Here is a 2773-nt window from a genome sequence, read left to right on the forward strand (position 1 = left end):
GGCGTACCCTTGATTTTCACGCATTTTGCGACGGTAGGTCGGTCTTGCCCTGATGCGGGCTTGCGACCCGCCCCCGTTACAATATCCAACGAAATCAGCGACTTGCTGTTTGGCTATTTTCGCTTGTTGATCATATGGCGAGCCGTTGCGCGCCGGAGTTCGCGACGGATCACGCCAGCCGCCGCTGCTTCGCATGCAGGTCGGCCACGCCCGGCAGCAAATGATGTGCATAGCGTTCGATCGGGAAATTGAATGTTCCGCGCAGATTGATACTTTCGAGATGCGTCGGCGCGATGCGCCGCAAGTCGTCCGCCCGAACGGTCTCTCCACTCGTCGCCTCCATCTCGTCGACAGCGCGCTGCATGTGGATCGTGTTCCATGCCATCACGGCATTGGAGAGCAGCGCCAGTGCGGAGGACACCGCTGCAAGCGAGTCATTGTGCCTTGTCAGTTCCAGTGGAATCTTGCCGATGTGGATCGCCCGCTGTACGGTATGGACCGCCTCGCCACGATTGAGCACATGCTGCAACTCGGCGCGGAACGCTGAATTGGTGAAGTAATCGATCAGGTATATGGTCCGGAATAGCCGTCCGATATGCGTGCCACCATCGTATACGGGCTGCCCGCGTGCGGCTGAACCGAAGCGCGATAACGCCTGCACGGCGGTGCATTGGCCGGTCTGCACTGAAGCGGCGACCCGAACAAGCTCGTCCCAGATGCTCTCGACCAGGCTCATCCGGACATCGCGATCGGTGACGGCAATCAGTTCCGCGGGGACGGTATGGTGCTGCGGGACGTGCAAACGCCGGTCGCGAAGATGCGAGAGCCGCGGGCAAAGGTCGAAACCCAGGATGCGTGCGAGACCCATTGCGTAGTCTGTAAATCCATGGGTATCGACGGCAAGCTGGGCAACATCGTCGGCACTGCTTTGACGTATCACGCCTTCGATCGCCGCCCCGGCCTGTCGCTCATTGAGGATAATGGGTTGATCGTAGAAGATGCCCCAGCGATCGCGCACATGCGTGTACATGCCGATCGATTTGGTGCGTCGACGCGGGTCGACCCGCGCTTGCCACACTGTACGAGCCGTTTCCAGCGACATCATGTCCGACGATGCCAGATCGGCGCGACCCCAATGTGCCGCGATCGGATGCCGATGCATGAATTTCAGCACTGCATCAGCAGCCTGGCGAAGCTTCCGCTCATCGGCAATTCGGTTCATCATCTGCCTGATCGCCGCCGACGCCAGGTCTGGCACCATGCGGGCGATGTCGGCCGCGGTCAGCGATGTCCCGTGTGCCAGGACCGCCGCGTAGACCATCAGCAGCTCGACGCGCGAGCGGGGTTCGCGTCCGAGCAGAAGCCAACTGAAACGCGTTGTGCTGTCAACCTCGAGAATGATTTCAGGCAGTTGCCCATCCGGGCACCTGGAGAAGATTGCCCGCCGCAAGGCCTCGAGCGCGGGATTCGAAGTTTGCGCCGACAATGGATCAAGATGCACCGCGCTGTCGATATGTACGTCGCCGCGCATGGTCGCGTCGCGCAGCATAATCAGGCTCCGGTCAAGATGTTCGATCAGCGGGCCGAGGAATTCTTTCGGGTCTTGCGGCAGCTTCAGATGGCCATAGAAATGGTTGCGTTTCGCTTTCCATTCGTCAGGCGGAATCAGGAGCATCGCCTGACTGCGGAACGCGAAGCTGTGATCGATGAAAACGGAGCCATTGCGCAATGCGACGCGTAGCGCAAAGAGCGTCGCCCACTCGAAGGCCAGTAGCGCCTTATACCGGTCATAGCTGTCGATCGCTTCTCGCCAGGCTCGCCCGAGTCGGATTGCGACATGGTCCGGCAAAGTGTAGCGCTTACGGGCGTAGATTCCGCGTAGCACCTCAAGTGCATTGATGACTGGGTGGTCGGTCTGCGCTTCAAATGGCAGACGGATGAGCCTGCCAAGCATCGCACGCGCCTTTCCGCGTTTCGCGAGCAGGCGCGAGCGAACCAGACTGCGCCGGGTCGGTGTACGCCGGTCGAGGGCGCGGTCGGCCAATTCGCACAATCTCGCGCTGAGATCCTCGCGCGATAACTCTGCGTCAAGTGCGACGGCTTTTACAGCCGATGCAAATTCGCGCAGACGTGCCTTCGGATCGAACAGGATCACTTCGACCTCGCGCATCGCGTCATTGGCCGCCTTCAGAATCCAGCGGCGCAGCATCGATAGCAACTGATCGGTTGCGGAGCACAGCGCGTAACGCATGAAGCAGGCGACTTCCAGCTTGCGCGATCGTTGCTCCACGCGCTTACCCGTCGAAGGCGGCCGACGCGCGCAGCGCCGCGCGTAGTGCCGCACAGTGGCCTCGTTGCAAACTGTTGGCCAGCCCTGATGAACGCCGACCACATAGAGGCGGTCGATCTTTGTGAACACGTCACTCATCTGATGCGTAGACTGCCGCAGCGGTACGGACCACAACCATTGCTGCAAGCTTCCATGGTCACTCTCGGGCTGAACCAACAGCCGACTCCAGTGATCCAGCGTCGTGTCGCCGAACGCACAAACCAGTCCGTTCGATAAAGATTCCTCAACATCTCGCCCTGCCCTTACGATGAACCGCCTGAGCAGTCGATCGTGGACGATCAGAATGCGATGCTCGTAGAGCCAGCGTTTCAATTCGTAAAGCAAGTCACCGCGGTCGGGCCGACCTGTCAGGCGTTCTTTCAGCCAGCGCACGACATACCGGCGCTGGTGCTCGGCCATCGGCCGGAATCCAAGCGCCTGATA

1 protein-coding gene is annotated in these 2773 nt (G+C 60.4%); it reads right to left on the reverse strand.

Annotated elements, in window-relative coordinates:
- Positions 1–169: 169 nt before the first annotated feature.
- The coding region (locus tag AB4Y43_RS40230; RefSeq protein ID WP_368730273.1) for a Tn3 family transposase at positions 170–2773 on the reverse strand (2604 nt) is incomplete at its 5' end.

The sequence above is a fragment of the Paraburkholderia sp. BR10872 genome (assembly GCF_040965835.1).
Classification (GTDB): Bacteria; Pseudomonadota; Gammaproteobacteria; order Burkholderiales; family Burkholderiaceae; genus Paraburkholderia; species Paraburkholderia nodosa_A.